This is a genomic window from Alloscardovia sp. HMSC034E08, assembly GCF_001813415.1.
Classification (GTDB): Bacteria; Actinomycetota; Actinomycetes; order Actinomycetales; family Bifidobacteriaceae; genus Alloscardovia; species Alloscardovia omnicolens.
This window is the reverse complement of the sequence record NZ_KV812468.1, coordinates 742,260-767,377: the sequence shown is the minus strand read 5'-3', so window position 1 is coordinate 767,377 and position 25,118 is coordinate 742,260. Positions and strand designations below refer to the sequence as shown.

The following is a 25,118-nucleotide window of genomic DNA, read 5'->3' as shown; positions in this document are numbered from 1 at the left end:
GCAGCCAATCCGATCCTCTACATGCGTGAAGCTTGAATTCCTGTAATAATAATAGCGCGAGCACCTACTTCATAGAGCTGATCCATCAGTATATTCACTTCGGAACGTGGAACCATAGCGCGCACAGCTACCCACTGTGAATCATGCAGAGGAGACACTGTAGGCGATTCAAATCCAGGCGTAATCGCTACTGCTGTCCCCACTTTCGATACAGGAATATCGTAATCCATGAGCACGTAATTATGTGCAGTTAAAACGCCCTTGAGGCGGCGCTGGAAAACAACAAGTTCAGGATTATTTTCAGCAATGCGTGGAGAGCGCACCACAATGGCTTCCGACGTCACTATTGGATCACCAAAAATACGCAAACCTGCATTGCGTAAAGTAGTTCCCGTAGACACAACATCGGCAATTGCATCTGCCACACCAAGCTGAACTGAGGATTCTACTGCCCCATCAAGATGGACAATACGTGCCTTCAAGCCGAGGTTTTCCATATAATCGGCAACAACTTTGTCGAAGGAGGTGGCAATGCGTTTACCATCCAAATCCTCGACAGTCATAATATTGCTCTCATTTGGAGCTGCAAAACGGAAAGTTGAGTCTCCAAAGCCCAAAGGCATCTGCTCAATCGCATCTGTTTCGGAATTCAGCAGCATATCGCGACCAGTAATACCTAAATCAATAATGCCGCTTCCAACATAAACTGCGATGTCGAGAGGACGCAAGTAAAAAAGTTGAATACCGTTATTAGGGTCTTCTACTACCAGTTGGCGTGCATTAGTACGCAGACGGTAGCCTGCTTCTTTAAGCAAATCCCACGCTGGTTCAGACAGCATACCCTTATTCGGTACAGCAATTTTTAACATGCGTCTTCCCTATCTTTTGTTCACAATTTAGAGGTACTTGTAGAGGTCCTCTAAAGAAATACCTTTTTTAATCATCATGACTTGCACATGATAAATGAGCTGACTCATTTCTTCAGCAGTGCGTGCAGCACCTTCATATTCGGCTGCTGTCCAGGTCTCGCCTGCTTCTTCCAAGATTTTCTTGCCAATAAAATGAGTGCCTTTATTCAGCTCGTCCACGGTTAAAGAGCCTTCAGTGCCTTCAGCCGCTTTTGCGCTTAATTCAGTAAAGAGTTCTTCAAATGTTTTCATGCGCGGAATGCTTCCTCTGCTTTTTGACGGATCGCTGCAATAGCTTCAGCCGGATTATCTGCACCGTAGACTGCCGAACCTGCAACCAGCACGTCTGCGCCTGCTTCTGCTACGATAGCTGCTGTAGATGGGCTTACACCACCATCTACCTGAATCTTGGTGCTTAAACCGCGGCGTGTAATTTCGTCTCGTAAACGGCGAACCTTATTCATCTGATTGTCTAAGAATTTCTGACCGCCGAAACCAGGTTCCACCGTCATAATCAAAATCATGTCGAATTCTTCGAGAATATCGAAAATTGGCTCTACCGGTTCTGCTGGACGAACTGCGAAGCATGCCTTAGCTCCCATATCATGAAGCTGTCGAGCCAAACGTACAGGAGCATGAGCGGCACCCATATGGAAGGTTACAGAATCTGCGCCAGCCTTAGCAAATTCTGGTGCCCAACGATCAGGATCTTCAATCATCAAATGAGCATCTACAGGAATAGGGCTTACTTCACAAATACGCTTAACGATTGGCTCACCCAAAGTCAAGTTAGGAACAAAATGGTGATCCATAACATCGACGTGAACTAAATCAGCGGTAGCGATTGCGTTAAGTTCGCTCTCGAGGTTGACGAAATCAGCAGATAAAATACTTGGTGCAATTTGAATAGTCATAGTTCCTCATTTTATGGTGAAAGACAGACGGAGATGTCTTTCAGTTTTGCGTTTTCTTAGATTCTGAAGATTCTTCGGATTCTTGGGATTCGCTGCTATGTTTTGCATTTTTATGATTGCTAGCAACCAAAGCCTTAGCTTGTTCATACAAAGATTTCTCGGCTTCAGCATGAATCTTTTTCTGATCGAGATCTTCAGCTTGCTTTTGCTTGAGTTCACGCTTTTCTTCCAGAGATTCCTCGTCAAGCTGAGCGCGCAACTGGCGGCTCGTTAAATCTCCAGAAGCTACTTTATTTTCTAACTCAGTAACGTGAGCTAGGCGAGTCTGAAGATTGCTCGTTTGAGGATTACACTTTTGAATCACAACAAATGCGATAACGCCAGTAATGAAAGTCAATAAAGCAACCCACACGTTCAATCGTAATCCGAGGAATTCATGGGAGCGATCAATGCGAAGCATTTCAATCCACGTGCGTCCTGCTGTGTACCACATAACGTACAGAGCAAACTGAGTGCCAGCTTTAAAGCGTGCAGTAATCTTAGATCCAAGCCATAAGAGCAAGCCGGCACCTAAGAAATTCCATAACATCTCATACAAGAAGGTTGGATGGTAAAGATTGTCGTACAGGCTCGGGCAAGACGTGCCATCATAGCAAGCTTGAGCTGAACCTATAGCCGATGCGTGGGAATTGAGCTTCAACCCCCATGGTAGCGTGGTTGGTGCACCGTATAGTTCTTGATTGAACCAGTTTCCTAAACGTCCTATACCCTGGGCAATCAGCAGACCTGGGGCGACTGCATCCATTAATAATGCCATAGAGTATTTCTTGTAACGGCACCATGCCCATACAGCAAGAGATCCGAGCACAACTGCTCCCCAAATGCCTAGACCACCATTCCAAATGCGCAGAATATCGCCTAGATTGCCACTTTTACCAAAATACAGCTCAGGGGTGGTAAAAACATGATATAAACGTGCGCCAATAATTCCCGATGGAACAGTTACGAGGGTAACGTCAATAATCTGGTCGAAAGATCCTCCCAACTTTTTCCAACGCACAGTAGTCAGCCACACTGCTACGCATAGACCAATGAGAATAGCCAAAGCATAGAAGCGAATGGTCACCGGACCAATATTAAAACTGGATATTGATGGTGAAGGAATGAATGCTAAGTTCATGAAAGTGTCCTCACAATACTGTGTTCTTCTAATGTCGAGACTACTCAGCTGTACCTACATAAGCTTCTAACTGACCACCAGTGTCGAAACACGAGTATTCTCCTGTGTGACAAGCAGCTCCTACTTGGTCTACTTGAATGAGAAGAGCATCACCGTCACAGTCAATCTCGATCTTTTTCACGTACTGCGCATGACCAGAAGTATCGCCCTTACGCCAGTATTCCTGCCGTGAGCGAGACCAGAACGTAACTCTGCCTTGCGTCAAGGTACGATGTAATGCCTCGTCATTCATATACCCCACCATCAGCACACGACCAGAATCATACTGCTGAATAACTGTAGCAACTAAGCCTTTGTCATCGTGTTTGAGGCGCTGTGCGATTTCTTCTACACTTAACGTCATAACCGTACCTCATGTCCGTTATTGCGCAATTCCTCTTTTACTTGTGCAATAGTTAACTGTCCGAAGTGGAAAACAGATGCCGCGAGCACAGCATCTGCTCCTGCTTCAATAGCTGGAGGGAAATCTTCTACTCGTCCTGCGCCACCGCTGGCAATGATCGGTACCGACACCACAGACCGAACATCGCGAATCATTTCAATATCGAAGCCATCTTGAGTGCCATCTGCGTCCATAGAATTGAGCAGAATCTCGCCGGCTCCTAATTCAGCCGCTTTTTGTGCCCATTCTACGGCATCAATACCTGTTCGATGTTTTCCTCCCATTGTGGTTACTTCATACCCAGATTGTGTGTGCCTAGAGCCGTCAGGGTTATTTTCACGACGAGCATCAATAGACAGAACTAAAACCTGAGCGCCAAAACGATCTGCTACCTGACTAATTAAATCAGAATCATTAATAGCAGCAGTATTCACTCCTACTTTATCGGCTCCGCAACGCAAAAGCTTATCTACATCTTCTACTGTGCGCACGCCACCGCCAACAGTCAACGGTATAAACAGTTCTTCAGCTGTACGGCGTACCATATCGCACGTTGTTTCGCGTCCTTTACTTGACGCAGTAACGTCGAGAAAGGTCAGTTCATCAGCACCCTGTCGATAATATTCACGTGCTAATTCAACAGGGTCTCCGGCATCGCGCAGGTTCTGAAAATTCACACCCTTAACCACGCGACCTGCATCCACGTCTAAGCACGGAATAACGCGCACTGCAATAGACATACTTCTCCTTGAGCTATTCAAGCACGTTTAAGAACGGCTTACTAAATTATTCGCTAATTCTTTAGCTGCTAACTGACCGCAGGCTCCATCAATATCGCTTCCTCGAGTATCGCGTAAAGTAGCAGAAATACCCGCGCTGCGAAGAATTTCTATGAAGCGTTGCTCATCTTCTGGCTTAGAAGCCGTCCACTTGGATCCTTCAATAGGATTAAGAGGGATAGGATTAACATGCACCCAATCGTCACCATAATGATTCAAACGCTTAGCTAATAGCTTGGCATGTTCAGCTTGATCGTTAATACCGCGCATTAACGCATACTCAATACTGACGCGACGTTTTGAGCTCAGATAGTAATCATGCGCTGCATCCAAAACCTGGGTAGTATTAAAACGCTTATTCATAGGTACGAGTTCGTTGCGTAATTCATCGCTTGGCGCGTGTAAAGAAACAGCTAAGCGTACAGGAATATGCTCATTAATAAGCTTACGTATACCCGGAACAACACCAACGGTAGACAGCGTTATATTACGTGCAGAAATACCTAAACCTTCAGGAGGTAAAGCACTAATTTGACGAATAGCCGTCATCATTGCCTTATAGTTACCTAAAGCTTCGCCCATGCCCATAAAAACAATATTGCTTAAACGTGTTGAACCGCCTGGCAACCGGCCGTGCGCACATTGGTATGCAGCAATGCGCACTTGCTCCACGATTTCTCCAGCGGACATATTGCGCGTCAGCCCCAATCGCCCCGTCGCGCAAAATGGACAATCCATACCACACCCCACTTGGCTGGAAATACACAGCGTAGTGCGCGTCGGATACTTCATCAACACCGATTCAATGCGCGAATCGTCGAAAAGACGCCACAAAGTTTTAATCGTCTCGCCATTATCGGCTTCTTGTTCAGCCACCGGTTCAATCAGTGTAGGGAAAAATGCTTCTTTCGCAACGTCAGCAAAGCGAGCAGGGAAATCAGAATAATTATGAACGTCTGTATCTCCATGCGCAAAATAATGCTGGGCCAACTGTTTCACGCGAAAAGCGGGCATGCCTAATTGAGCCGCTACCTCTTTGCGCTGTTCATCAGTCATATCCACTAAATGTAAGGGAGCCTTACCACGTCGGGAATGATTTTTTGCTAAAACATCACGAAAAGCACCCTGAGTGCCGCCCTCAGTAATGCCACTTCCTAAATCGTGTTCGCGCTGAATTGCCATACTATCCTTCACACGTCCTACAAGCCAAAAGCCATTACTAGCATACAAATAACTGGTGCGCACATCAAAATCGAGTCTGCACGATCTAAAACGCCACCGTGTCCAGCCAAGATATGTCCCATATCTTTCAGTCCCATATCTCGCTTGAGCATAGAAGCACATAAATCACCAAAAAGGCCTACAATTGCGACGCACACACCCAAAATAACCAATGCAGGAAGATGCATCACAAAATCAGATCTGGAATAGGTAAAGAAACCTATAGCTAAGGATCCAACGACGGCAAACAGAATAGAACCAAGCAAGCCTTCTACGCTCTTCTTAGGCGAAATTCGAGGAGATAACTTATGCGTGCCAAAAGCTGCGCCGAAAATAAGCCCACCAATATCACCCAGTGAAGGCAAGAAAATAATCATAAATTCAAAAGCTACAGGATGGTCTCTTGTCAGCGGCAGAACAATAAAGCTGGCAAGAACCGTAACATAGAAAACGGCAAGCAAAGACGCTCCTACATGCGTCATAGTTTTCGGTTCACGCGCAGATACTTGCGAATGAGGGTGCACTCGTTTTTTAGCCACCGCTTTGTCTACTCCCTGATGATTGCTACGCACAATCGTTGAGATAAGAGCCACAACAGCAGCTGTAAGTAAACAACCGATTGCAGCCACAACGGTATGAGAAACCCCGGGAAGATAGAATGTGGCGAGCATAGTGGCTGTGCTCATAATCCACAATGCCACAATAGGAATGCGTATGCCAATGACTGCAAAGTCAACACGCAACTCCCACAGAGCAATAGCAACGAAAACAATAACCAGAGCTAAGAAAATCTGTTTTTCAAAAACCAAACTTCCCACAACCATGGCAACGAGCAGAGCACCTGTTGCCACAGCCTGCACCATATTACGCCCCGTGCGTTTATTTATAGCATCAAGCGCGTTTTCTTGTGGTTGATTCGTTGGTGAAGTATGTGTCATCGTGTTCTCCTCGTCAATACTGCTTGCCTCAGTTCATCTGCTTGATTCCAGCATAACTAAGGCAAGAGCACTGAGACCTCCGCATTTTCAGGATAAACGTATAAGTCCTAACGTATGAAATCCTACTGATACTTCTGCAATATATCGCAACAGTAATATTCTCGCTTAACCTACTGAAATTCTATCTCGGTACGAGCTTTAGCATGATGCCCATATTCGTGACGAGCGCCAGAACAAGCTCACACATGAGAGCTACTGTATAGAGTCATACTCATTTAATCGCAGCTCACCCCTCCGCACCTGAGACAAGAGCCTTACCACACAAGTTAGATTCAGCATCAACTTACTCATTCAAGCTCAATATCGCTTCGTAGCACAAGTCTGCGTCATTCGTTTCATCTGGGTAGTCCTGAGCAATACTATTCATCGTAATTTAACCCAAAAAATCCAGCAATCCGTACCTGAAACAGACGATGCTCGTTATCTTTTAGTCTTTTCTAGTCTTCCAAGTACGAATTGCCATTTAAGCATGAACTTATATAAGCCAAGCATGCATCCGACAGATAGAATTTCTTAGACGGACAGAATTTCTTTTTCCTTGCTTGCTAACATGGTATCGATTTCATCAGTAATCTTCTTTGTAGCGTCTTCCAAATCCTTAAGCAAACGCTTACCTTCGTCTTCTCCGAAATCGCCATCTTTAATAGCAGCGTCAATATTTTCTTTTGTCTTACGACGAATATTGCGCACAGCAATCTTGCCGTCTTCTGCCTTCGTACGAGCAATCTTTACGTATTCCTTGCGACGCTCTTCAGTCAGCTCTGGCATGGTTACGTGAATAACATTGCCGTCACGACGAGGGTTAACTCCCAAATCAGAATCGCGAATAGCCTTCTCCACAACATTAGCTTGGGAAGCGTCGAATGGAGTTACAGCCAAGGTGCGTGCGTCAGGAACACCGATGGTAGCTAGAGCTTTCAACGGTGTTGGAGCACCATAATAATCAACCATAATTGGGTTCAAAAATGCTGGGTTTGCACGACCAGTACGAATACCAGCAAAATTCTCTTGAGTAGATTCAACGGTCTTTTTCATCTGTTCACGAGCTTGATCAACGATTGTTGCCATCTTATCCTCTTTCTTTGGGTATATAGAATTCTTGATTTCTCAGAATACCTGTATTCTTTATTCTTCGTTCGATACTATCGTACCGATATTTTCACCAGTTAATGCAGCAGTGACGTTTCCTGGTGTTTCCAAACCAAATACGCGAATATGCATATTGTTATCGCGAGCCATAGATAATGCAGAAGCGTCCATAACAGCTAAATTATCAACTAAAGCTCGGTTAAAACTCACATGACGAAGCAAAGTTGCTGATGGGTCTTTACGAGGATCAGCAGTATACACACCATCTACCCCATTCTTTCCCATAAGAACTTCTTCGCAACCAATTTCAAGAGCGCGCTGAATAGAAACAGTATCTGTGGAGAAGTATGGCATACCCGCACCTGAACCGAAAATAACCACACGTCCCTTTTCCATATGACGAATAGCTTTAAGCGGAATGTAAGGCTCTGCTACCTGCCCCATAGTAATAGCAGTTTGCACCCGTGTTGGCTGTCCCTCCTGCTCGAGGAAGTCTTGCAAAGCCAAGCAGTTCATAACTGTTCCAAGCATACCCATGTAGTCAGCACGGCTACGTTCCAAACCTGCTTGACTGAGTTCTGCACCACGGAAGAAATTACCGCCGCCAACAACAATTCCTACTTGCACACCTTTATTTACTGCAGTGTGGATTTCCTGAGCAATACGGCTAATAATCTGTGTGTCAATTCCCACAGAACCTCCGCCAAAAGCTTCACCGGAAAGCTTCAGTAAAACGCGACGCTGTGCACTCACTATGACGTTCCTTTCGTCAGCATACAAAATTGTTTTAAGTCTACCTTTTCGCCCCTACAAGGGTGTTGCGTGCACTATAGAGAAAAAGCTACGAAAGCGCTCGTGTATAGAGGGGTGTCAGGGCTCGTGTGATTGGTAGGTCTTACCGACGTGTGTCTTGATATGGCGGTACTGACACAGCTGGTTACACTAACTGTTTTCCGCGCGTGCTATGGAGGCGAAGATGAGCGCGTTTTCTGTTGCAACTTACACAGCAGACGTTAGCTGTACATGGTAAAGCTTTTACCAGCACTGGTTTAGAGGCTCTGATAGCTGTAACGAGTAAAGCTATTGATAGCTATGTACGATACAGCACTCGGATAAAAAACACTCGATCAATTCGTTGCGAGCTTACATATGACCTGCCACGTTAGGCATTTTATGATCAACACGTGCGGGTATCAACAACTTAAACCCCGAGACTCAGCATAAAAAACAACAAAGAGGGCAGACACCCGAAAGTGTCTGCCCCCAAAGTGCTTCATGTTGAGTGTTGAGTAAAGTTTTAACGCTTACTCAGCGTCTTCACCCTTACCAACTTCTACGCGAGCAAAGGCAACAGCCTGGCCACCAACCTGCTTGAACAGGTCACCGATGGTCTTGGATGGATCCTTCACATATGCCTGCTCGAGCAGAACAACTTCCTTGTAGAAAGCGTTCATGCGACCTTCAACAATCTTTGGAACGATTGCTTCTGGCTTGCCTTCTGCCAAAGACTTTTCGGTAGCTACGCGTTTTTCGGATTCCACAACATCAGCTGGAACATCTTCGCGGGTAAGCCACTGTGGAGCCATAGCAGAAATCTGCAAAGCAACTTCGTGAGCAACTTCAGCACCAGCTTCATCAGTTGCCACCATAGCAACGATAGATGGTGGAAGTTCCACAGACTTGCGGTGAGCATAAACTTCTACGTGTGGACCGCTTACGGATGCAACCTGACCGAGCTTTACGTGCTCGTGGAAGAGTGCACCTGCTTCGTCAATGGTGTCCTTCACAGTGCCAGCATCGGTGGATGCTGCCAAAACTGCTTCTTCATTGCGAGCATCTGCTGCCTGAGCAGCTGCTACAACGGTATCACCGAGCTCTACGAAAGCATCAGTCTTTGCTACGAAGTCAGTCTCAGAGTTAAGCTCAACCGCGTAACCAGTCTGACCTTCTGCTGTGTTAGCTACGGAAGAAGCAATAAGACCTTCCTGAGCCTTACGACCTTCACGTGCACCAGCAGCCTTAATACCGCTTGCACGGATGATTTCCTTTGCGCGTGCAATGTCGCCTTCAGCTTCAGTCAAAGCCTTCTTAACGTCCATCATGCCTGCGCCTGTAGCGTCACGCACTTCCTTAATAAGAGCAGCAGTAATCTGTGCCATTTTTATCTCCTCAAAACCTGAAAAATTTCTTTTTTACTCAGCCTGAGCTGCTTCAGCTTCTGCTTGAGCTGGAGCAGCTTCGTTAGCTGCATCAGACTTCAAGAGTTCAGTTTCCCACTCAGCAAGTGGCTGCTGTGCAGCTGCTGCATTAGCACCCTTGCCACCACGAGCAAGAAGACCTTCTGCTACTGCGTCTGCCATCAAAGCTGTGAGAAGTTCGATAGCGCGGATTGCGTCATCGTTTGCTGGGATTGGGTAATCCACAGAGTCTGGATCGGTGTTGGTATCTACAAGAGCTACTACAGGAATGCCGAGCTTGTGAGCTTCTTCAACTGCAAGAGCTTCCTTGTTGATGTCTACAACGAACATTGCGGAAGGAGTGCGATCCATGTTACGGATACCGCCAAGCTGCTTAACGAGCTTGTCCTTTTCACGCTCAAGAAGAAGGAGTTCCTTCTTGGTCAAACCGCTGGAACGTACGTCATCGAAGTCCATCTCTTCGAGTTCCTTCATACGTACAACACGCTTAGACACAGTCTGGAAGTTGGTGAGCATACCACCCAACCAACGCTCAGACACGTATGGCATGTTCACGCGAGCAGCCTCAGCAGATACTGCCTGTGCAGCCTGCTTCTTGGTACCTACGAACAGAACAGTGCCGTTGTGTGCTACGGTCTGCTTAATGAAGTCATAAGCCTGATCGATCAAATCGAGAGACTTGAACAAGTTGATGATGTGAATGCCGTTGCGCTCAGCCAAGATGAACTGCTTCATCTTAGGGTTCCAACGACGAGTCTGATGACCAAAATGAACGCCAGCCTTGAGCATCTGGCTCATGGTAATTTCTGCCATGATATACCTTTCTGTCGGTTCTTGCCTAGCTATGCAGATTCGCATACAGCTGTATAAACAGCCGACCGACACGAATCGTCGCACACATAGCGCGTTTTCACATATCTATAGACAATAAAAGTTTTTTACGAGTATTTGTGCGAATATACCCCTAAAATGGCGATATGCAAGCTTTATAGTACTAGAACCTGCATACTAAGTTCGCGCAACACGCCTGAAAAGTTATCGCTTCAGACAGCGCTACCTCTCACCTATTAAGCGTGATGAGCACGCATGTAGCGCAAAGCCTCTCGCCTTTCTTCTTTTTCTAAACGATCTAGATACACGTGACCGTCAAGATGATCGCATTCATGTTGAAGCATACGCCCCATAAGCCCTGAGCCTTCTAGAACGATTTTTTCTCCTTCGAGATTAATGCCTTCTACCTTGGCATAATCGCTTCTGCGGGTTTTATACCATAGTCCAGGCACAGACAGGCAACCTTCATCACCGTATTGCTCGCCAGATTTTTCTACCAGCACAGGGTTTAAGATGTAGCCCACTTTACCTTCAATATTGTATGAGAAGGCACGCAAACTCACTCCAATTTGGTTAGCCGATAAGCCTGCACGTCCTGGATCATCAACGGTATCGAGCAAATCCTGCACGAGGTTGCGTACTGCTGGCGTAATATTGGTAATTTCATCGCATGGCGTGCGCAATACTGGATCAGGAACAACGCGAATATCGCGAATGGCCATAAATTATTTCTCCTCGTTCTCAGTTTCTGCGTCATCGTGTGTAGCCGTTGAGCGCAAACGTTCGCTAAGCTGTTCAGAGAACTCAGCTACGTTATCTTTAACATTTTCCATAGCCTTGTTATACATCGGTTCAATCATGTCGCGTGCAGCTTTAACTGTTGGCTGTACCTGCTTGTTGAACTGTTCTGCTGCTGCCATGATTTTAGCTGTTGCTGCATCTGTCATAGCTGATGGCTTTGGAGCATACAGAATTTCGTCAATAACCTGACCATATTGTTTAATAACACGTGGACGGACGATTTTCAAGCTTGGAGTCAATGTTCCAGCTTCTTGGCTGAATTCTGATGGCAATACTACGAATTTACGTACGGATTCAGCTCGAGACACATTAGCATTTGCATGGTCAATATATTCTTGAATAAATGCGCGCACTGCCTCGTTCTTTGCAGCTTCCAAAGGAGTCATATTTGCATCTAATCCATGACCTTCTAGCCACTGACACAACATGTCTGGTTCCAAAGTAATTAAGGCTGCAATAAACGGTTTATTATCTCCTACTACCACAACATGAGACACAATTGGGCAGGTGGCAATAATATCTTCTAACGGTGCAGGAGATACATTCTTACCACCAGCAGTAATAATCAAATCTTTCTTGCGACCGGTAATATACACATAGCCGTCATCATCGATGCTGGCTAAATCACCTGTGCGCAACCACTCACCATTCATTACGTCAGCAGTTTGTTCAGGAGCGTTAATATATCCCAAGAAAACACTTGGCCCCTTAATTTCCAGTTCATCTTCATCTGTTAAACGAGCAGAGAAACCAGGACCTACTCGGCCAACGGAGCCGACGTGATTCTTTGCCTCAAAGTTCACCATGCATGGAGCAGAGGTTTCTGTTAAACCATAGCCTTGAATAAAGGTTAGATCGTCAATACCGTTGAAGAAGTGAGCTAAATCAACATTCATTGGAGCTCCACCACAAGCCATAAAGCGCATTCCATTGCCCATTGCCGAGTGGATAGAAGAACCTACCACACTCATAAAGAACTTATGATGCAACTTTTGGCGCCACGTATGAGCTTTGCCTTCTTGCTCATCTTTACTCCACTGCACAAAATGCTTATATGCAGCTAAGAACACATGACCTTTCAAGCCATTTCCGGCCTTCTGAGATGCTGCGTTATATACCTTTTCGTATACGCGAGGAACAGCCAACATATATGTTGGACGGAAGCCGCGCAAATCTGCCAGCAAATGCTTTGTATCCGATAAGTAGCCAACAACACCGTGAGCACCAATCGCAGTGTACTGAATATAGCGAGCAAAGGCATGAGCCAAAGGCAGGAATAAGAGCAGTCGTGTTGGATCTGCCATAAGCATTGTTGGCAATACAGCCCAACCACTTTTAACAGTGTGCACAAAATTACGGTGTGAAATAAGAGCGCCCTTTGGCTTACCTGTAGATCCAGAAGTAAAGATAATGGTGAGTGGGTCATCTGCATGAATGTGTGCAATAGCCTCATCTAAGGTCTCATCGCTCACCTTTTTACCCCAGTCCGTCACAGCTTGTAAACCGTTGGACTGCATATTGAAACTATAACGCACAGAATTATCAGGTGACTGACGCATCGCTTCAAGCGTTAACGAACGTTCGTCTCCACCAGCAAACGCAACTTGTGGAGAGGTTTCCGAAACGATTTGAGCAACCTGCTTTGGTGAATCCGTATCGTACACAGGCACAGAAATAGCGCCGATAGATGCACATGCAAAATCTACTACTCCCCACTCATAACATGTTGGAGAGTAAATCAGAACGGAATCTCCCTTGCTAATGCCCATTGCAAGCAAGCCTTTAGCAACTTTGCGTACATCGTCTAGCATCTGGCTTGCAGTAATATCTACCCATTGACGACGTGGACCGCACAAAGCCTGAGCAACGACGCTATCTGGTTCACTGGCAGCTCGATCGGTGAGAAGTTTGAAAATAGTATCATCATCAGTGGTTGTATACACTGGTTCTGTGGTATATTCACGTAACATACTTCCCCAGTATAGAGGCACGCCTTAACACACAACGATGTTGGGCGCTGTTATCTTGGCGTTACACAATAGTTTTTGATTAGTTTTTGATTGGATTGCGTTTTGAGCTTTGCATATGCCTATGTTTGGCTAGAAACTGCAGACTAGCCAAACATAAGCATAGATCAGATGAAGCGTTTACCAGAAATCACAGTGTGTGCATGACCATTTGTGTCCGCAAGCACGCATCACAACATTAGCCCAGCATGGCTGTCCACCTAATGTCAAACCAATATTAGATTCGAAATATACAGGAGACACTGCAAAGCCGTTCATAGTCCGTAAAATAACGGGCATATGTTTACGCGAAGCATCAGCCCATGGAACTTGTTGCGCAGACGGCTCTTCTTTCAAGAGACGCGCCAAATTTTCAATTTGATTAATCACGCGAGGTTGCGCTAAATTTCGCAACATATTTGACCCAAGACGTCCGCGTGCAATATCAATTGCTAAGCATGCAATATTGCAGGAGTTATAGGCAAGCTTTACACATGTCCTCTTATCTATGTCTCCATCGACGCATTGCGAGATATGAAATTTTATAACTACTTTTCTGTTCTGTCCGATACGGTAATATGTATCGAATGCTAATGAACCAGCCTTATCATCCATAGATAGTGCTCTTCCACTATCACCCTCGAATAATTGAACGATTGGGGGCGTTCACTGCACGTCAAAAGCCTGCAGCACTCTTATTGTACTGCAGGCTTTTATCGTATTCACGTTTATGAATCACATAGTGACCGTTTTTGTGATCACTGTGCACATTGTTCTACAATGCCTAGGATTTCACAGACTTCTTAACGGTGATCGTATGGCGTAGCTACCACTGGGCAATTCTGGAATGGGCGCAATTGAGTGTATCCTGTTGAGGACATTGCACGCTTGAGAGCACCAATATAATTCATAGAACCATCTGCGCGTGTGCTTGGTCCCATCAGAATCTCTTCCATAGTTCCTACAGTATCCAAAGATACGCGACGACCACGAGGCAAATTCTTATGTGTTGCTTCACGTCCCCAGTGCATTCCGTGTCCAGGAGCTTCAGTTGCTCGTGCAAGAGCGCTACCCATCATCACCGCATCAGCACCCATAGCGAAGGCTTTAACGAAGTTGCCGGATGTTCCCAAGCCGCCATCTGCAATCACTTGCACATAACGACCATCAGATTCTTCCATATAATCCTTACGTGCAGCAGCAATATCGGCAATAGCGGTGGCCATAGGAACATGCATACCTAAAATAGTTCTAGACGAGGAAACAGCTGAGCCACCTGAACCAACTAACACACCCGCAGCACCTGTGCGCATAAGATGCATAGCAGCACGGTATGTGCCAGCACCACCAACGATAACTGGAACATCGAGCTCATAAATGAATTTCTTCAGATTCAATGGTTCGTGTGTTTGGGAAATATGTTCAGCAGAAACCGCGGTACCACGAATAACGAATAAATCTACTCCAGCAGCAACAACAGTTGAATAGAATTCCTGGGTACGCTGAGGTGTTAAGGCTGCTGCAACTGTTACACCTGCATCGCGAATTTGCTGAATGCGAGCGGTAATCAGTTCTGGCTTAATTGGTTCGGAATATACTTGCTGAAGTACGCGTGTTGCTTCTTCATCGCTAGCATGCGTAATTTTTTCCAACTGTGGCAGTGGATTCTCGTAACGTGTCCATACACCTTCCAAATCCAAAACACCCAGACCACCAAGTTTTCCTAAGGTAATAATGGTGTCCGGACTCATAGAAGAATCCATAGGAGCACCCAAAATAGGGATGTCAAATTCATAAGCATCGACTTGCCATGAGGTATTCACATCTTGTGGATCTCGTGTGCGACGGCTTGGAACTATTGCTACGTCATCGAGCGCATAGCACATGCGTCCGGATTTACCCATACCGATTTCAATTTCCTGTGTCATGCTTTATAGATTAGACTGCGCGCGTGACGTTATCATTTCATAATGTTCAGCTCTCATAAGCTTGTCAAAGGTCATTAGACATGTTGCGCTAAACTGTATGGCAGATGACTCGCTCTAAGGAGAAACATATATGATGGCGTGGAAAGTCTACAGGCGGCGTGTATGGATGGTTTTCAGTGCACTCATAGTTATTGTCATGATTGTATTATGCAGTGCTTGCCAGAAGAAAACAACGCCTTCAGTAACGCATCCTACTTCTCTTACTCAGTCACATGTCGATATTCTCACGCCCGAAAGCAGTAATGATATCGATCCAAATGCTCCATTAAACACATGGGCTAACGTCACGCATAGCATCGTTGATCAGATGCAATCTCAAGGTTTTTCTAAAAATAATATTTCTCGTTCAATGTCTTCTAATCTGTCTGAGCAAGTCAAACAACTTAAAAAAATAGTCAGTAATGTTTCTACTTCTACCGAAAAAAACAGTCATATTCTGCTTTTTTCCCCAGCATTAGATGAAGATTCTCCTCGATCAGCAGCTATCCGTCATCGCTATGGAGATTTAGTAACAAGTACTGCAACTATTGCTGATAATTCGGACGATGATAATACAGATATACCCGATACATTAGTCGAGCAGCTACGCAAAGCACAGAAAGCAGGAATTACTGTTGTGCTTATGGGCCAAAAAATACCTAATTTTGCGGAGAACTATTATGTATCTTTTTCCACTGCTCAATCTGTTGCGCGCATTCAAACAGAAAATTTAGTCAAGAAGTTGCAACTGAATAAGGCAACAGCACAGAATCCTCAAGCTATTGAAATGCTTCTGCCTATGAATGTAGGAAAGGAGTTCAACGAACAGGCGTTTGCAGCAAGTTGGAAAATTCTTAAGCCATACTTTGTAACAGGTGTTGCTTATAGCCCTTCTGGTCTTTTGGATGCTCATACAACCGCTCAAGATTGGAGGAACGTTGCTGTGTCTGACGATTCGGAATCTAGTATTTCCGACGCTCTTCAGGCACGTCTTTCGTCTTCTCAGAATACCAATGCCCATATTGACGGCATTATTGCGTTTAATGACTACGCTGCTCACCATGTTATTCGTGCTCTCAAAAATATGGGATATACGGGATCGAGTGCAACGATTAACCCAGATATTACCTTGGAAAGTATTGTAAAAACTTTAGCTGGTGATGCTGATGTCAATAAGCAACGTGTTCCTATGCCAACGTCTCCTGAAGATGAGGAGACTGATACTACAGGCAGCGATAAGTCTTCCGCAACGAAAAAGACGTCTTTAACATGGCCAATTATTACGAGTTTCGGCGTATACATTAATGACATTCCTCATATTATTACCGGAAAACTCTGGACATCGAGTATGGAAGATCGCGCTGATATAAGCGAATCGGTAGCTCTTTTATGCGCTCAGATTGCTCAGGGAAGAACTGGCGCACGGCTAGAACGCAGCATACCAAACGTGAGATCTACTACCCTAACGACTGCATTATTTGCTGTATCTGCAGATAATCTCAAGAAAACTTTGATAGATACAAGCTATATCACTCCCGCGGATGCAGGATTATAATCGGCCTTGCCTCAATCATTCGTTGAGGATTGAGATAGCGCTGTTTTGATATTTTTACGCCCCAATGTATGCAGGTGTCTTCACAGTGATCACTTTCTCCAGACGATCGCAGGGCAAAGACTTCGCCTCTCTTGAGCGCTTGACCTTGACGTGCTACTGCTTGCGCAGGTTCGAAGGTGCTGCGAAAACCTTGTGGATGAGTAATAACCACCACATCTTTTCCTGCAACTTTACCAGCGAATGATATATACCCGGCAGCAGGAGCTATGAGTTCATCTCCTTCATGGCTTGCTAAATCAACTCCTCTATGTCCAGCTAGCCAGGGTTTGTCTGGAGCGTCGAAATCTTGAAGCACTTCAGGATGGCGAACAGGCCAATCCATCAGCTTCACACACTGAGTCTGCGTATGTACGCTACGTGTATTCCGTGAGACCGCTTGTTCTCGTGTGTATGCATCTGCATGAGCACTAATACTGAAAGTGGTGCATATTGCAAGGCATAGTAGTGTGCTTAGCATGCGTCTAATGTACAGTAAATAAATATTCCTCATATGTCTACTGTGACAGAAAAAGTCTGTTTTATTGGTATTGCTATGAATATGTGAACCAATGTGGATAACACGCCAAGAAAGGTTCTATTGCGACTGACTTACAGCTATGGCTCTGCGATGTCGTATCGTTTACACGTGTTTCAAACTATAGGGATTCTTGTGGCTTAGCGGGGTTTGGGGACAGATGTTGCTCAGTAGGTTCTAGTTGATTCCTCTGGCTGGTATGCGTCAAGGCATCGCTGCGGTATGAAGGTGCTTTTACTTTATGCGTGAAGTCGATACGCGCAACCGATATGCCAGTTTTGAAGCCATTTTTGTGCATCAAAACTGGCATAACAGGTGTGTTAATCGGTTAAGCAGAATGCGTGCGAGTAAGAAATCGTTGGGTGCAACGCGGTTTGAAGTCTAATTGTGTGGAACAAGCTGCTAGTCACGCACATACAATCTCGAAAAACCCGATCAAAGCCCTCGCAACAGCTTGATCTCCGCTCCACATCAAACGCAACACAAAGCGTCGAAAAGCAAAAAGCCGAGACGAATCCCGGCTTGGAAGCTCCCCGTGCTGGACTTGAACCAGCGACATTCTGATTAACAGTCAGACGCTCTGCCAACTGAGCTAACGGGGAATGTCAGCTATTCAGCTGTGTGCTGTGCACAAGACATATATACTAACGACATTCATGTCATTTAGCAAATCCATCAACGTACATGGCGTGTTGCGTTGAAATTCTGCCGTTTTCAGTTGCACTATTTGCGCGTAGAATCCAACCATATTTAGGAAATAAAACGCACTATATTTTCAGTGCTCACACGACTAGGCACAAAAGTGTTTATTGCATCATCGCTGGCATATCCTAGTGCAATACCTATCACAAGTATTTCATCGTCTGGAATTCCCACAATGCCCCGCACCTCCTCAGGGTAAATAACTGTAGAGTATGCAGCAATCGAATCCACTCCCCGACTCTTGGCAGCGAGCATAAGCGTATTTGCAAAGGCACCAGCATCGAAAAGTGCCCAATCGAAGATTCCTGATGGAACGGTAAGATACGCGAAAGCCGGAGCGTTATACAACACTTTTTGAGCATGATTAAAATGTACTTGACCAGGAGCAAATTGCTTCTTAAACTCAACAGTCCATTGTCCCATCACTTCTTGGTTCCATTGTGGCCATTGGCTTCGTGACATCGCCGCTATATCACTGTGTGATTCCTCATGTGATTCAACGCGCTGTGCATGTTCAGCACGTAAACGCACAGCAGCATCACCTGAAACTATATACACACGCACAGGTTGAGAATTTGCCCACGTTGGCGTTCTCTGCGTCATGCGCACAATATCTTCAAGCACCTCATGCGGCACATGTTCATCGCGAAAATCACGCACAGAATGACGAGCATGAACAACTGTTTCGAACTCCATTGTTCCTCCTTTAGTCTTTCATTTCCAATCCAGCGGACTGTTTTCCCAGTACCACGTCTTCATCAATGATTACACGGCGAATATCGTTACGATCAGGAATAACATACATCGCTTCTTCTAATATTTTTTCCATAATTGAACGCAATCCACGCGCTCCCGTACCGCGCTCTAATGCCAGAGCAGCTACCTGCGTGAGAGCCTCTGAAGTAAAGCTCAGTTCTACTTCTTCTGCTGCAAAAAGTTTCTGGTACTGCTTCACCAATGCATTATGAGGTTCAGTTAAGATTTTCACTAAATCATCTTCATGTAATGCACGTAAGGAGGTAATAATCGGCATTCTGCCAACAAATTCAGGCAGTAATCCGAACTCTGCTAAATCTTCAGGAGTTACGTGTTCAAGCACATCTTCAGCGCTCATTTCGCTCACGCTCCAATCGGCTCCAAAACCAGAGGCGCGTGTTCCTAAGCGTTTGCGAATAATATCATCTAATCCTACAAAGGCTCCACCGCACATAAATAGAATTCCTTCTGTATTTATGCGCACCATTTCTTGTTCTTCGTGCTTGCGGGTACCTTTAAGTGGCACGGTAGCGGTCGTCCCCTCAATGAGCTTCAAAAGTGCCTGTTGCACTCCTTCACCGCTCACATCACGAGTTATGGACGTGTTTTCACCTGTTTTTCGGGCAATCTTATCTATCTCATCAATGTAAATAATGCCACGCTCAGCACGCTCTATAGAGCCGTCAGCAGCGTTAAGAAGAGATTGCAAAACTGTTTCTACGTCATCGCCAACATAACCCGCTTCTGTGAGCGTGGTGGCGTCAACAATTGTAAAAGGCACATTCATCATGCGTGCCAAACTTTGAGCTAAATACGTTTTACCCGTGCCTGAGGGTCCGAGAAGAAGCACATTCGATTTAGAAATTTCCACCTGAGATAGAGAAGAATCCTCAGCCATTATGGAATGAGCGAGTTTATTAGCTTCATCGATTAGCTGCAGATTAACACGCTTATAGTGGTTATAAACAGCTACGGATAAAGTACGTTTTGCGTTATCTTGCCCCACTACAAAGCGATTCAAAAAGGCAGTCATACGGCTCGGAGATATAAGTTTTACCGAATCATGATCTGCTTGATTTAAGCGTTCTTCAGAAATAATCTCGACGCAAAGTTCAATGCATTCATCGCAGATAGCAGCATTATTTCCGGTAACGAGCTTATGAACTTGATCTTCAGTTTTATTGCAAAAACTGCAGCGTGGCACATCCTCGTAATAGCTAATGACTTCGCCCATAGCTCTCCTTATACATAAACGCACCTCTAGTTTATCAAACTGCTGTTTAACACAAGAGGTGCGTTTTTATTGTGCTGCGCAGGCGCGCAGAATACTTTTATTACTGACGCTTGCCGAGAACAGCGTCCACCATACCGTATTCCAAAGCTTGAGGCGCAGTCAAAATAGTATCAGTTTCAATATCTTTATGAATGCGCTCGATACTCTGACCTGTATGAGCAGCCAAAGTTTCTTCTAACCATGTGCGCATACGTTCAAGTTCACGAGCCTGAATTTCAATTTCAGTAGCCTTACCAAAATCCTGACCCATTGCTGGCTGATGAATCAAAACACGCGCATTAGGAAGCATCAAACGCTTACCGCGTGTTCCCGCTGCTAACAAAATAGCTGCTGCAGAAGCTGCCTGACCCAAGCATACGGTTTGCACATCTGGCTTAATGTATTGCATAGTGTCATAAACCGCAGTCATAGCAGTCATAGATCCACCTGGAGAATTAATGTACATCATGACGTCACGGTTTGGATCTTGGCTTTCCAAAACCAAAAGCTGAGCCATAATATCATCTGCAGAAGCGTCGTCTACCTGCACACCCATAAAAATAATACGGTCTTCAAACAGCTTGCTGTATGGATCAGAACGCTTAAATCCGTACGCTGTTTTCTCCTCAAATTGAGGCATAACATAGCGGGCTTGAGGTCCAGCAAGACGCTGAGCGCGAGAAATAAATTGTGCTTCTTGAGATGCCATGCTGTTCCTTCCTTAGTTCATGCTTTCTGGGGTGTCTACGATTTTATCGATAAATCCGTAGTCCAACGCCTGCTGCGCGGTAAACCAGTGATCGTACTCATTATCACGGTAAATTTCTTCTACGGTATGACCTGTTTGCTGTGCCGTCAGCTCAGCTAAGGTCTTCTTCATATCCATAATGAGTTCGGCATTAATACGCACTTCGCTTGCAGTACCGCCTACACCGCCAGATGGCTGATGCATAAGTACGCGCGCATGCTTCGTAATATAGCGCTTTCCTGGGGTTCCGCTAGACAGCAAGAACTGCCCCATAGAAGCAGCCATACCCACAGCTACGGTCGCCACATCTGGCTTAATAAGCTGCATGGTGTCGTAGATTGCCATACCTGCAGTAATAGAACCGCCTGGAGAGTTGATATACAGCCAAATATCTTTATCTGGATCTTCTGCAGCAAGCATGAGCATTTGTGCGCAGATAATATTGGCGTTGGAATCTTTAACTTCCTCACCTAACCAGATAATACGATCTTTAAGCAGACGAGAGAAAATTGGGTCTCCCGCCATGGCTGCTTCGCCATCATTCATGACTGGCATTTCAGTCGTGGATAGTGCCATAGTGTCTCCTTACATTTCTTGATACCTAAGAGATTACCGCGTTTGTTTGACCGCGCTCACCTGTTGCGCAGTTAGCGCAAATTTCGCTGACTGAAAAAGCTGTGAGCGTATGCGAGACCAGTACCGAAAGCGCTACAGCAGTTCCAACTGCAACGAGAGCATGAACGGAACTGTGCGATAGCTCTATCATTAAACAGCTTGCCATAAGAGGCGCTTTTTGACTGGTGGCAAGGAAAGCTGCTGATGCGATGAGCGCTACAACACTGATAGATAGACCGGGCAGAAATGGTGTTGCACAGATTGCAATAACTGCTCCGATAGCACCACCTGCAGCGATTGCTGGGGTAAGCACACCACCTGATGCTCCTGATTTCACGGTTGCGATTGTAATAACTGTTTTAAGAACTGCCAATACGAGCAAAAGTATGATTACTGTATGGTTCTTCGCATTATAGGCGGTTTGTGCTAAGCCGCGACCATTGCCCATAATCTGAGGCAGATAAAATGCTATAGCAGCTGTTATTGTTCCCACTAAAGGCAGCTGCCACAGAATATGTATTGAGCGTGTTTGGTGCTGCGAAGCCCATGATGTTCCCCTGCGAAAGAAATAGCCGAACACTCCCATAATTGGGCCAATAATCATACACATAGCTATTAATCGTGGGCTTACTACAATCGGATCAATATGGTAAAACGCGGCATTACCCCTGATCAAACTTGCCGAAAATGCAGCTATAACAGATGTTCCTAGCGCCACACCTACTGTGCGTATACTCACATCAACAAGAAGCATCTCTACAGCAAAGAACATGCCTGCCAGTGGAGCATCATATACTCCTGCAAAACCAGCGCCAGCACAACATGCAGTAATCAACGCCATATCCTGCGTACTCACGCGCAGCAAGCCCGACAATTTCTGTCCAATAAGCGCACCCAGCTCGCGTGGAGCAGTTTCTCGTCCAATAGATAAGCCGGAGCCAACAATAAAAATCTGGGCAATAATATGCACTAGTGAAGCGAGAACAGGCATGCTCTTACCGTGTACCGCTTGCCCTACAGATGGAATTGTGTGACGACGACGAATAAGCCACCAAATAACAGCCGCAACGAAACTAGCTACAAGAATGCTAACAACTCTCCGTATAGGAAGACTAACGCCTTCGGGATGAGCCACACTTTCTACCCCTCCCAGCATGACGTGTTGAGTCATTTCTAAGAGTAACGACAAGCTCGCTGCAGCAACTCCGATAAGAGGACCAGCCACCACAATGACCAGCAGTAAAACACCTATGGCGCGCATACTGTTCTCTTGACGAGTCTGCTCCATACTCACCTCACATCCAACTTGTGTACATAAGTATTGTAATGAAAAAGCTCTACACTACGCCTCGTAGTGTAGAGCTGGCTGAGTTTTCAAGGACTTAAGCGAGGAAGTCTCGTTGCGAATCATACGCATTATCGAAGAAAGCGCGTTCAAGAGCAACAGCACGTACGAAAGTATCAGTAATCTTCGTATCTGTTATATCTGCTACTCGATTGAATTCGCTTATGAGAAATGCGCACCAATCATCGAAGTAGTCTCCCCTATGTACGTCAATCCAACCGCGGTATTCTTCTTGATCTGGTAAATCGCGTCCGTAATTCGTGTTCTCTTCTGCCCAATCACGGTAAATCGTTTCGGCGACCACCAGCACAGCCAAACCCTGCGCATACGAGCGCGATAGTACAGCATCGGCATAAAGCTGTCTAAAGCCGCGATTTGCAGAAGTTAAAACTGGGTTTTCAATATCTTCATCGGATACGCCGTACTGCTTAAAACGGTCGAGGAAGTATGTGTTCTCGTCGTTGCCGATAAAACCGAGCTGTTGGGCTAAACGAACTTTTGCGTTCATGGTATCCGCGCTCGCTAAAACTTGGCCAAGCAGGCTCAGGAAGTCTTGAGCGAACTGATAGTCCTGGATAAGATAGTCGCGCAGAACTGCATGATCGAGCGTTTGTGCGCACAGTTCTTGAGCAAAACGATGATGTACTGTTTTCTCCCAGTTATTGCGCGCTAACTGTTTACAGTATTCGTATGGTGTGAGATTTTCTGACATATATATCCCTTCGTCAGCATTATCTGAACAGGTTCAATGGGTATGATCTCAGCCGTAGCACCCCATAGGTGTAGCCTAGCAAAAGGGCTCCACATCTTATCGATGCGGAGCCCTCGTTAGGTTATTAAGCAAAAAGCTTAGTTAGCTGCGTTTGCTACTTCGTCTGCAACTTCAGCTGCTGCAGATGCTGCTGCTACGCTGGCATCTTCTTCGCTCTCGTCTGCACCCAAGAAGCGGGACAGGTCGAGCTCAGCGCCTTCGGAATCCTTAAAGGTTACTGCGCGCATAGCTGCGAGCATACCCTTAGAGCGTGCTACTTCCTGTACAGCCGATGGCAACTGGCCACCCTGAACGATGGAGTTGATGAAGTTGTTTGGATCCATGCCATACTGCTGAGCAACGGATGCCAAGAAGTTCATGACATCAGCCTGACCGACCTTCACATCCATGGTTTCTGCCAAGGTATCGAGAAGAATCTGGTCGCGCAGTTCCTTCTCTGCAGATTCAGAAGCATCCTTCTTCTGTTCTGCAGCAGCCTTGTCTTCAGTTACACCCATGTTGCGCAAATGTTCTGCTACGTGGTTAGCAAGCAAGCCCTTTGGTACTGGGATTTCGAGACCTTCAGCAACCTGTGCGAGGAAAGCATCGCGTGCTGCGTTAGCTTGACGACCTTCGAGATCCAGCTCTGCCTGCTTCTTAATGTCTTCCTTCAATTCGTCCAAAGTGTCGAATTCAGAAGCATCCTGAGCAAAGTCATCATCCAATGCTGGAAGTTCCATGGTCTTTACAGAGTTCAGGATAACCTTAACTTCTGCTTCTTCGCCTTCATGTTCACCTGCTGCGAGAGCCGACTTGAAAGTGGTCTTTTCTCCAGCAGACAAGCCAATCAAAGCTTCGTCAATGCCGTCGAGCATGTTGCCTGCGCCAATCTGATAGCTTACGCCATCCTGGGAGTCAACAGTTTCATCGTTAATCACAGCTTCAAGGCTAATGTTTGCGTAGTCACCCTTATCTGCTGGGCGGTCAACGCCTACGAGAGTACCGAAGCGCTGCTGCAAAGCTTCAAGGCGAGCATTAATATCCTCATCGGATACAGTCTGCTTCTCTACTTCTACAGTCATGCCATCCAATGTTGGAAGTTCGAACTGTGGACGTACTTCTACTTCTGCAGTGAACTTAAGCTTAACGCCGTCGTTCTTCTCCTGTGGAACATCCTTAAGATCGAGCTTTGGCTGATCCATTGGACGCAGGTTCTTCTGCTCGATTGCATCGTTGTAGAACTCTGGAACAGCTTCGTTTACTGCTTCACCAACAACAGCTGCATAGCCTACGCGCTGGTCTACAATCTTGCCTGGAACATGACCCTTACGGAAACCAGGTACGTTAATCTGGTCTGCGATAGCCTTACGAGCCGTGTTCAAGTGTGGCTCAAGTTCTTCCTGGTCTACAGTGATGGTGAGCCTTACCTTAGTTGGCTCGAGGTTCCTCACGCTAATCTTCACGT

25 protein-coding genes, 1 tRNA gene and 1 riboswitch are annotated in these 25,118 nt (G+C 45.7%); of the genes, 1 reads left to right on the top strand and 25 read right to left on the bottom strand.

Translation table 11 applies throughout. From position 1 onward, the window contains the following. Nucleotides 1-17: 17 nt before the first annotated feature. The 16 genes from hisG to HMPREF2909_RS04770 form a co-directional block, all read right to left on the bottom strand. Nucleotides 18-869, bottom strand: coding sequence for an ATP phosphoribosyltransferase (gene hisG / locus HMPREF2909_RS04845; protein ID WP_022856450.1), 852 nt, complete (start codon nt 867-869; stop codon nt 18-20). A 27-nt stretch (nt 870-896) separates the two neighbouring features. After that, nucleotides 897-1,160, bottom strand: a complete 264-nt coding sequence (locus HMPREF2909_RS04840) for a phosphoribosyl-ATP diphosphatase (protein ID WP_021618411.1) — start codon at nt 1,158-1,160, stop codon at nt 897-899. Further along, entirely contained in the window at nt 1,157-1,822 is a 666-nt protein-coding gene (gene rpe, locus HMPREF2909_RS04835; protein WP_021618412.1) for a ribulose-phosphate 3-epimerase, read from the bottom strand. Before rpe ends, HMPREF2909_RS04840 begins: the two co-directional genes overlap by 4 nt. 40 nt (nt 1,823-1,862) lie before the next feature. Continuing rightward, on the bottom strand, nt 1,863-3,002 hold the full coding sequence (gene lgt, locus HMPREF2909_RS04830; RefSeq protein ID WP_071415424.1) for a prolipoprotein diacylglyceryl transferase: 1,140 nt from the start codon (nt 3,000-3,002) through the stop codon (nt 1,863-1,865). 40 nt (nt 3,003-3,042) lie between these two features. After that, nucleotides 3,043-3,405 (bottom strand): phosphoribosyl-AMP cyclohydrolase, encoded by a 363-nt coding sequence (gene hisI / locus HMPREF2909_RS04825; RefSeq protein ID WP_049227203.1) that lies wholly within the window; start codon nt 3,403-3,405, stop codon nt 3,043-3,045. Then, a complete protein-coding gene (gene hisF / locus HMPREF2909_RS04820) occupies nt 3,402-4,184 on the bottom strand; it encodes an imidazole glycerol phosphate synthase subunit HisF (RefSeq protein ID WP_071415423.1) in 783 nt (260 codons plus the stop codon). Before hisF ends, hisI begins: the two co-directional genes overlap by 4 nt. Nucleotides 4,185-4,211: 27 nt before the next feature. Then, complete coding sequence (gene rlmN / locus HMPREF2909_RS04815) at nt 4,212-5,405, bottom strand: dual-specificity RNA methyltransferase RlmN (protein ID WP_021618416.1); 1,194 nt, start codon at nt 5,403-5,405, stop codon at nt 4,212-4,214. Between the two features lie 17 nt (nt 5,406-5,422). Next, nucleotides 5,423-6,382: a phosphatidate cytidylyltransferase gene (locus HMPREF2909_RS04810; protein ID WP_049187084.1), complete on the bottom strand. Its 960-nt coding sequence runs from the start codon at nt 6,380-6,382 to the stop codon at nt 5,423-5,425. Nucleotides 6,383-6,955: 573 nt separating this feature from the next. Further along, nucleotides 6,956-7,510 (bottom strand): ribosome recycling factor, encoded by a 555-nt coding sequence (frr, locus tag HMPREF2909_RS04805; RefSeq protein WP_021618418.1) that lies wholly within the window; start codon nt 7,508-7,510, stop codon nt 6,956-6,958. 57 nt (nt 7,511-7,567) lie between these two features. Then, complete coding sequence (pyrH, locus tag HMPREF2909_RS04800) at nt 7,568-8,284, bottom strand: UMP kinase (RefSeq protein ID WP_022856448.1); 717 nt, start codon at nt 8,282-8,284, stop codon at nt 7,568-7,570. A 551-nt stretch (nt 8,285-8,835) separates the two neighbouring features. Then, nucleotides 8,836-9,690: a translation elongation factor Ts gene (gene tsf / locus HMPREF2909_RS04795; protein ID WP_049187081.1), complete on the bottom strand. Its 855-nt coding sequence runs from the start codon at nt 9,688-9,690 to the stop codon at nt 8,836-8,838. A gap of 33 nt (nt 9,691-9,723) precedes the next feature. Further along, nucleotides 9,724-10,542, bottom strand: a complete 819-nt coding sequence (gene rpsB, locus HMPREF2909_RS04790; RefSeq protein WP_049187079.1) for a 30S ribosomal protein S2 — start codon at nt 10,540-10,542, stop codon at nt 9,724-9,726. Nucleotides 10,543-10,796: 254 nt separating this feature from the next. Continuing rightward, entirely contained in the window at nt 10,797-11,282 is a 486-nt protein-coding gene (gene def, locus HMPREF2909_RS04785) for a peptide deformylase (RefSeq protein ID WP_021618423.1), read from the bottom strand. Nucleotides 11,283-11,285: 3 nt separating this feature from the next. Beyond that, a complete protein-coding gene (locus HMPREF2909_RS04780; protein ID WP_071415422.1) occupies nt 11,286-13,331 on the bottom strand; it encodes an AMP-dependent synthetase/ligase in 2,046 nt (681 codons plus the stop codon). Between the two features lie 177 nt (nt 13,332-13,508). Next, nucleotides 13,509-13,982, bottom strand: a complete 474-nt coding sequence (locus HMPREF2909_RS04775) for a hypothetical protein (protein WP_071415421.1) — start codon at nt 13,980-13,982, stop codon at nt 13,509-13,511. A gap of 188 nt (nt 13,983-14,170) precedes the next feature. Continuing rightward, on the bottom strand, nt 14,171-15,295 hold the full coding sequence (locus HMPREF2909_RS04770; protein WP_071415420.1) for a GuaB3 family IMP dehydrogenase-related protein: 1,125 nt from the start codon (nt 15,293-15,295) through the stop codon (nt 14,171-14,173). A 130-nt stretch (nt 15,296-15,425) separates the two neighbouring features. Here HMPREF2909_RS04770 and HMPREF2909_RS04765 point away from each other — a divergent pair, with 130 nt between their 5' ends. Then, entirely contained in the window at nt 15,426-16,889 is a 1,464-nt protein-coding gene (locus HMPREF2909_RS04765; protein ID WP_071415419.1) for a substrate-binding domain-containing protein, read from the top strand. On the opposite strand, the gene HMPREF2909_RS04760 is transcribed toward HMPREF2909_RS04765, so the two are convergent. The 9 genes from HMPREF2909_RS04760 to tig form a co-directional block, all read right to left on the bottom strand. Beyond that, nucleotides 16,864-17,271, bottom strand: coding sequence for a M23 family metallopeptidase (locus HMPREF2909_RS04760; protein ID WP_071415985.1), 408 nt, complete (start codon nt 17,269-17,271; stop codon nt 16,864-16,866). The two genes, HMPREF2909_RS04765 and HMPREF2909_RS04760, sit on opposite strands and share 26 nt — an antisense overlap. Before the next feature lie 721 nt (nt 17,272-17,992). Beyond that, nucleotides 17,993-18,065, bottom strand: a tRNA-Asn gene (locus HMPREF2909_RS04755). Between the two features lie 148 nt (nt 18,066-18,213). Next, the gene (locus HMPREF2909_RS04750; RefSeq protein ID WP_071415418.1) at nt 18,214-18,861 is read right to left on the bottom strand and encodes a nitroreductase; all 648 of its coding nucleotides are present in this window, start codon (nt 18,859-18,861) and stop codon (nt 18,214-18,216) included. Nucleotides 18,862-18,871: 10 nt separating this feature from the next. Next, nucleotides 18,872-20,155, bottom strand: a complete 1,284-nt coding sequence (gene clpX / locus HMPREF2909_RS04745; RefSeq protein ID WP_049187069.1) for an ATP-dependent Clp protease ATP-binding subunit ClpX — start codon at nt 20,153-20,155, stop codon at nt 18,872-18,874. Nucleotides 20,156-20,255: 100 nt separating this feature from the next. Further along, a complete protein-coding gene (locus HMPREF2909_RS04740) occupies nt 20,256-20,903 on the bottom strand; it encodes an ATP-dependent Clp protease proteolytic subunit (RefSeq protein ID WP_071415417.1) in 648 nt (215 codons plus the stop codon). Nucleotides 20,904-20,915: 12 nt separating this feature from the next. Further along, nucleotides 20,916-21,518, bottom strand: coding sequence for an ATP-dependent Clp protease proteolytic subunit (locus tag HMPREF2909_RS04735; RefSeq protein WP_021618433.1), 603 nt, complete (start codon nt 21,516-21,518; stop codon nt 20,916-20,918). 25 nt (nt 21,519-21,543) lie between these two features. Beyond that, a complete protein-coding gene (locus HMPREF2909_RS04730) occupies nt 21,544-22,845 on the bottom strand; it encodes a chloride channel protein (RefSeq protein WP_071415416.1) in 1,302 nt (433 codons plus the stop codon). Between the two features lie 94 nt (nt 22,846-22,939). Continuing rightward, a complete protein-coding gene (locus tag HMPREF2909_RS04725) occupies nt 22,940-23,614 on the bottom strand; it encodes a TenA family protein (protein ID WP_071415415.1) in 675 nt (224 codons plus the stop codon). Further along, nucleotides 23,603-23,689: riboswitch (TPP riboswitch) on the bottom strand. Its footprint overlaps the gene before it by 12 nt. A 62-nt stretch (nt 23,690-23,751) precedes the next feature. Further along, on the bottom strand, nt 23,752-25,116 hold the full coding sequence (gene tig, locus HMPREF2909_RS04720; protein WP_071415414.1) for a trigger factor: 1,365 nt from the start codon (nt 25,114-25,116) through the stop codon (nt 23,752-23,754). Between the last annotated feature and the right edge of the window lie 2 nt (nt 25,117-25,118).